Below are 6,857 nucleotides of genomic sequence, written 5' to 3' on the forward strand. Positions count from 1 at the left end.
AAAAGACAAAAAAAAAAAATCGCTCAAGTGAACTTGGCTCAGTAGGATAGAGGGAATTTTCACGAATTCAGGATTGGCTAGCGCCCATCCTGTGCGCTACGCGCTGAAAATAAAACCTCAAAAAAAAATCGCTCAAGTGAACTTGGCGATTTTTTTTTGAGGTTTTATTTATTCGTGGGGAGAGCAGGATTCGAACCTGCGAAGGTGAAAACCAGCAGATTTACAGTCTGCCCTCGTTGGCCGCTTGAGTATCTCCCCTCCTTAGCGGTTGCAAATATAGCAACTGTTTGAACCTATCCAAACGTTTTTATGCTTTTTATTTAGGGATAGGATTTAGGGTTTTGATTACTAAGGTGTTCCCTAAAATCATTTATTTTAAAAGGGTTTCAATTTTAGAACGAAGGGCTTCCCCGGTCAATCCGCGGGCGACAATGGTCCCTTGGGCATCCAATACTAGGGTAGTGGGGATTTCCTCTACTTTATACTGTACGGCAATCGGGTCTTTCCATCCTTTTAAATTCGAAACTTGCGTCCATGTCAACCCATCTTTCGCAATAGCCTTTTTCCAAGCCTCGGCCGAAGTGTCTAGCGAAACGCCAATAATCGCCAGTCCTTTGGGTTGTAACGCTTCATACATTTTCAACACATTCGGATTCTCCTTACGGCAGGGAGGACACCACGAAGCCCAAAAATCAATTAGGGTCACTTTACCCATGCTCTGTTTTAACGAAATGGTCTTTCCCTCTGGATTTTTGGCCGAAAAGTCTTGTGCTTTAACGGCTGGGGTTGTCGTCTCCTTTTGTTTGTTGAGACGCCTATTTTCAATGGCTTTCAGCCGTTCTTCCACTTGCTTCCCAATGCGTGTTTCCTTTAGTTTCGAATCCAGTTTTTTATACGCATCCCGTAAGGCGATGAAAGCTGTATCACCCGAAAACAAGCGTTGTTGGATTAAAATGACTGACATGAAATGAGAAGAATTCTTTGTTGGATATTCCTTGAAATAATCAAACTTTTTCGTATTGATGGCAGTAACAGCTGCATACAATTTTTTGATTGTTACCGAATCGTTTTCCTTTTGAGCCTTTCTAAATTTATCAAAGTTCTTCTTCTGATAGTTGTAAATGTCCTCATCAAACTGCATATACTTTTCGTTAAAGGCTTGCAATTGATCGTTATAGGGGGTACCTCCAATTTGAGGTTTATCACCTGGCTTTTTAGCAAACTTTATCGAAATTGTACCTGGCTCCAAAATGATGTTCATCGCCATATTTAAATCATCCGCCGAAACCGTGAAAATATCCAAATACGTTGCTTTTCCTACAAACTCAAATTTACCATCTTTCACCTCACAGGAATCCACATCTTTTAAAACGCCTAGCTGATTTTCAAATCGCAAATACACTTTTTTACCGTCATTTTCTTTACCTAAATCTCCTTCAATCGTGAATTTGTCAGGCGATTGACAACCTAAAAAGAGGCTAGAAACAAGCATGACAAAATAAAATCTCTTCATTATTGTAATTTTAAAAATTGAATACAAAAATACATTTATTAATTGGGATTCATCGGATTTAAGTATGAATTAACCCCGTATTCTAAAAATTCAATTTACCTTTGTGTTACAGAATTTAACGAATATGACCTACCGTTTTTGGATGGGGCTGCTGTTTTTCAGTAGCTTAACCGCTATGCACGGCCAAATCGTAATTAACGAATTGGACGCCGATACGCCCGGGACAGACACCCGTGAGTTCATTGAATTAAAAACGGCTACTCCCAATATGCTCTTGGATGGGTATTGTTTGGTGTTTTTCAACGGTGGTTCGGGCGCTCAAAACGCCAGTTATTATGCGATTGATCTCGATGGATTAACCAGTGATGTCAATGCTTTGTTGTTGTTGGGAAATTCTCAAGTCACTCCAGCCCCCGCCTTTATTATACCCAATGCTACGATTCAAAACGGACCTGATGTCGTGGCTATTTACCAAGCCAATGCGACCGATTTTCCTCTAAATTCGTTGGCAACAACCACCAATTTAATCGATGCTTTCGCGTATTCTAATGCCGCGACCACGCAACCCACAGCCCTAATATCGGCTCTTGGATTGACGGTATGTACTAATGAAAATCAAACACAAAACGCTGCCAACCAGTCGATGCAGCGCAACACCAATGGTACTTTTGCAGTGACGACACCAACCCCTGGGGTCAATAATGATGGCAGTGGAGTCATACTCAATGGAATCACAATCACCGCGACACCTTCCCCTATTATTGAGGGACAAACCATGCAGGTCACTTTTACTACCAATACGGCGGTGACAGGAGCCAATCTCATTATCAATTTTGTACTCGTCAATGGGAATTTTACCCTCCTCGATTACAGTGGCAACCAAACGGTTTCTATTCCCGTAGGAAGTACTTCGGCATCGACCGCGATACTTATTGTTGATGATACGGTCAATGAAGGCGATGAAGAATTGTTGATTAAAGTTAATAATGTGCCCATAGGGTATGTACTCAATAACAATTCTATTGTTGTTCGGGTCAATGATAATGATTTTATCGTTTCTCCTTGGGGAACGCCTTTAAATCCTACCTATGGAGTGGTTATACCAACAATACCCAATGGCTATTACGATAGTTTGGAAGGTTTGTCGGGCAATGCGTTGCGCCAAGCTGTACAAGACATTGTTGCCAACCCAGCAGTGGTGCGCGCACATTCGTATGGCGATGTAACCGATATGCTTCTCGAGGCCGATCGTAATCCGCAAAATGGCAGTCAGGTTTGGATGATGTATGTCGAAAGTCCCCGTTCAAAATTGGATTATCAACTTGGTAGCAGCAATGTTGGCGTTTGGAATCGTGAACATATTTGGCCACAATCGCGTGGGGGATTTGCGGACGGGACTTCTTCGTTCTCTGACGGTATTACTATTTGGTTGCCCACAGGACCCGATGATATTTTGGCAGGTCATTCGGATGCCCATCATATTCGTGCCGAAGATGGCTCCGAAAATACGTCGCGAAGCAATCGCGATTACGGTTCGGATTACAATGGACCCACAGGAAATCAAGGCAGTTGGCGAGGTGATGTAGCGCGCGCATTGTTTTACATGGCGGTTCGCTATAACGGCCTTAGTTTGGTCAATGGCAATCCGGTCGATAGTACGGTAGGTCAGATGGGCGATTTAGCTTCCCTGTTGGCTTGGAATCTAGCAGACCCTGCTGATGATTTTGAAATGCACCGCAACAATTACATTGCTACTTGGCAACAAAATCGGAATCCGTTTATTGATTATCCCTTGTTGGCCAATTATATTTTCGGTTCTAATTTTGGTGAGCCTTGGTCATTTGCCCTTCAAAATCCAGAACTAGAAACTTCAGCGCTTTGGGTTTACCCCAATCCAGCCAAAGGACAGGTTCAGGTGCAAAATATAACCGAACCCACGCAATGTTTCCTCTGGGATATGAGCGGTAAGAAAATTTCGGAACATACCCTTGTCACTTCAGGTTTCTTATCCTTGGAAGGAATTGCTCCAGGGTTGTATATTTTACAACTTCAATCGGAAACCCAACAAAAAACAATCAAACTGCAAGTTCATTAATCGGATGCAAATTGAATGGTAAAGGTTGTCCCCACATTGGGTTCGCTTTCCACATTGATTTTGCCCCCCAAAGCTTCGATTTGATTTTTAGTAATAAAAAGACCTAGTCCTTTGGCATCAGCATTTTTATGAAAGGTTTTATACATGCCAAAGATGTTAGCACCGTGTTTCTTTAAGTCAATACCAATGCCATTATCGCCGATGGATAATACTTTTTGCGCGCTATCGTATTTGATTTTTATAAGTGGATTTCGATCGTGCGCGGCATATTTCACTGCATTAGAAATTAAATTCAATAATATACTTTCGAGATAAGCCGCATTGTGTGTTACGGTTGCATTCTCATCTATTTCGACCAAAACTGTAATTTGTTTTCGATGGATTTGTTCACTCAAAGCGTTTAAAGTACTGTCAATGGTATGTTTTAAGGGCAGTAATTCTTTATGTAATCCTAAATTCGATTGGATGTTAATTACCTCACTCAAGTTACCCATAGTCTCTTGAAGAGAGAGCGATACTTTTTTAAGCATTTCCATCAATTCTTCTTGTTCTTCGGGAGACTCGGCTTCATCCATCAAAGTGGCAATAGATTTAATATTGCTTGAGTGGGAGCGTAAATTGTGTGAAACGATATAGGAAAAATTGAGTAAACGCTTGTTCTGTTCATTGACCAAATCAAACGATTTGTGCAATTCGTCTTCCGTATTTTTTTTCAGATCAATATCTTCCAAGATAATGATGCATTGGTGTTGGGTTTCTTCGATTTGACCCAATGGTGCTACCACCAAGTTAACCCATGTTTTACCTCCGTTTTGGGTCAGTATTTCTGTCTCCATTGAGAAATTCTCATCTGGATTTTGCTGTACCTCCTGAATGCCCTGTTGAAGCCGTTCTAAATCCTCTTCCGAAAGTAATTCAGAAAGTTGCTTTGTTTTGAGTTCCTCCTCATTGAACTGAGTAATTTTACACATTTGGGTATTGATTTGTAAAAAAACGCCTGAGTCTACAGCTACATTAGCAATCCCAACGGGGGCTTGCTCAAAAAGTGTTTTAAATTTTACCTCATTCTCTACCAGTATTTTAGCTTGTTCCAAAATCAGCATATGCTGTTCAGCTGGTTTTTTCATAACTGAATACACCCAAAGTCCAAAGATGAGACAAAGTAAAAACCCCAATATAAGTGAAGTATATACTTGATATAACATATTGTCACCTTGACGGGAAACAAGATAAATATTCCAATTACCTTCACTAATGATTTCTTTGATAAAGAATTTATCTTTCGTATTTTCATTTGGGTTTAGATAAAATACTTCTTTACCCGTTCTTGGGTCTGTTTTTGAAAATTGGAAGAAATATTTGGTATCATCTATGTCAGCAATCCCCGATTGGCGTATCAATGTTTCCATGCGAATGACCACGGCTGAAAATCCCCAAAAGGTATTTTTATTGTAAACAGGTAAACGACCGACTATGCCAATTCCACCTTGCTTAAGAGGGAGAGGTCCTGCAAAATAAAAGGTACGGTTTTTCATGGAGAGTAAGGCCTCTTGCCGCACATCAGGCGAATGCAGCACATCATAATTTAAAGCTGGTTCGTTGCCTTTCATTGGATAAATATATCGAATGACCCCACCGGGAAGGAGTTGCACCGCATCGACGGCCGGGTTGGATTCGATCAATTGTTTCCCTATTTTTTCAAAGTCCTCAGGGTTGCCTTGATCATTAATAGTAAAAGCCAAGGTTAAGGTGGTCGTATAGCTGTTTTTATACATCTGAGCGATGTTTCGCTGTACTACGTTTAAAATATTGGACATCTCCCGTTGTTCGTTTTCCTGAATAATTTTATAACGAAGGGAGATAGCAAAATAGACAAAAGGCACTAAAAAAAAGAAAGCTAGTATGCCTGCTAAACGTGGTTTCTGTCCCAACCATGTTGCAATTTTTTTCAAGATTATAGATTGGTTTGAGTTATTGACAGGATTACAATTCGTTAAATGTACGAAAAATAGGGTTTAATAGGTTGAATTATTTTATTCATCTTTAAAAAAATGCCGTTTATCGAAAATAGTAGTGCATAAAAACCCTTATTTTTTTAGCGTATTTTCGTAATCTAAAAGAGCGTTAACGATGGAAGATTGCGAACACGATATGCGAATCTATTGTTTGGAGGGCATGGGCGCTTTGCCGGGCATTTCGGTAGAAACGATTTTGGCACAATGGGCTTTGGATTTTGGGTTGACCAGTATTCACGGTCCTTGTGAGAGTATGGAAATGATGGAGTCGTATTGGCACCATTGGGTGCGCGAAGATCGGCAATCGGGTCGGTACCCTGCGTTGTATTTTGTGGTAGGGGGACAAGGTTCGGTGCTGGAAGTCGATGGCTATCAGTACGATTTATATGAATTGGCCGACGCGTTTGAAGGCAAGTTAACGGGCAAGCGGTTGCATTTTGCCAACACGAAGCAATTGGTTTTAGACGAGGAAACGGCGCAGTATGTCCTCGATGTAACCGGCGCCCAATCCATTTCAGGGTATGCCCACCGTGTACCTTTGTGGAGTTTTGACGTAGACGGGCTGTTTTTTGCCCTATCCCAGCAGTATGCGTCGGTGGTTGAACTGACCGAAGTCCTTCACGAAAAGCAGTATGCGGCTTGTAAAATGTTGGGATTTACGTTGTATTATTAAATCGATTCAAGCGAAATAAAATCCTGCTCATTCCATTGAAAATCGGTCCAATTATTGAGTTGATGAATATAAATTGGCATCTTGATTCTGATTTATGCGGTGATTAAGGTCTTTTTTCTCCACAAGGCTTCCAAGGTGCTCTCAAAGAATCGTGTTTGAGGCGTACGATATTTCGGGATTGGAACTGGTTACAGAACTTATTTTCCGATACAGAAATAATGAGTTATTGATTTTAAAGGGCTTCAATGAAATGAGGTACAAATAAGGTACATCGATTTGATAATTTTTATCTTTTAATAATGATTGCAATACAATTGCAATTATCAATATAAATCATTATTGCGACATGCGGCTGCTTGCGGTGGTTTTGTTTATTTTGAATTTAAAACTTCTTCAATGCTATTGTATGCAGTGACAACATACTCAATATTTGGGTTGTCATTATGGTATAATAAAGAAGTATAAAGTAAGTACGCTTCTCCATTAGCTTCACAATTAATAACGTTATCAATTTTCGTTACAAATTCGTTGAAAGTGCTATTTAAATACCATCTATCAAAT

General features: G+C 40.4%; 5 protein-coding genes and 1 tRNA gene. 2 read left to right on the top strand and 4 right to left on the bottom strand.

Annotated features, from left to right (window positions below):
- Nucleotides 1-175 precede the first annotated feature (175 nt).
- Together Q0037_RS10980 and Q0037_RS10985 are read right to left on the bottom strand one after the other, a co-directional pair.
- Nucleotides 176-258: transfer RNA gene (locus tag Q0037_RS10980), tRNA-Tyr, on the bottom strand.
- A 112-nt stretch (nucleotides 259-370) separates the two neighbouring features.
- Complete coding sequence (locus Q0037_RS10985) at nucleotides 371-1,513, bottom strand: TlpA disulfide reductase family protein (protein WP_297518297.1); 1,143 nt, start codon at nucleotides 1,511-1,513, stop codon at nucleotides 371-373.
- A 124-nt stretch (nucleotides 1,514-1,637) separates the two neighbouring features.
- On the opposite strand from Q0037_RS10985, the gene Q0037_RS10990 reads away from it, so the two are divergent.
- Nucleotides 1,638-3,608 (top strand): endonuclease, encoded by a 1,971-nt coding sequence (locus Q0037_RS10990; RefSeq protein ID WP_297518300.1) that lies wholly within the window; start codon nucleotides 1,638-1,640, stop codon nucleotides 3,606-3,608.
- Here the strand turns inward: Q0037_RS10990 and Q0037_RS10995 are convergent.
- Nucleotides 3,605-5,560 (bottom strand): ATP-binding protein, encoded by a 1,956-nt coding sequence (locus Q0037_RS10995; RefSeq protein WP_297518303.1) that lies wholly within the window; start codon nucleotides 5,558-5,560, stop codon nucleotides 3,605-3,607. The two genes, Q0037_RS10990 and Q0037_RS10995, sit on opposite strands and share 4 nt — an antisense overlap.
- A gap of 178 nt (nucleotides 5,561-5,738) precedes the next feature.
- On the opposite strand from Q0037_RS10995, the gene Q0037_RS11000 reads away from it, so the two are divergent.
- The gene (locus tag Q0037_RS11000) at nucleotides 5,739-6,296 is read left to right on the top strand and encodes a DUF6642 family protein (protein WP_297518305.1); all 558 of its coding nucleotides are present in this window, start codon (nucleotides 5,739-5,741) and stop codon (nucleotides 6,294-6,296) included.
- A 371-nt stretch (nucleotides 6,297-6,667) separates the two neighbouring features.
- Here Q0037_RS11000 and Q0037_RS11005 read toward each other — a convergent pair.
- Nucleotides 6,668-6,857, bottom strand: a 190-nt coding sequence (locus Q0037_RS11005; RefSeq protein WP_297518308.1) for a hypothetical protein, incomplete at its 5' end; no start/stop codon positions are given.

Origin of the sequence: Flavobacterium sp. (assembly GCF_027482425.1) — a bacterium.
Classification (GTDB): domain Bacteria; phylum Bacteroidota; class Bacteroidia; order Flavobacteriales; family Flavobacteriaceae; genus Flavobacterium.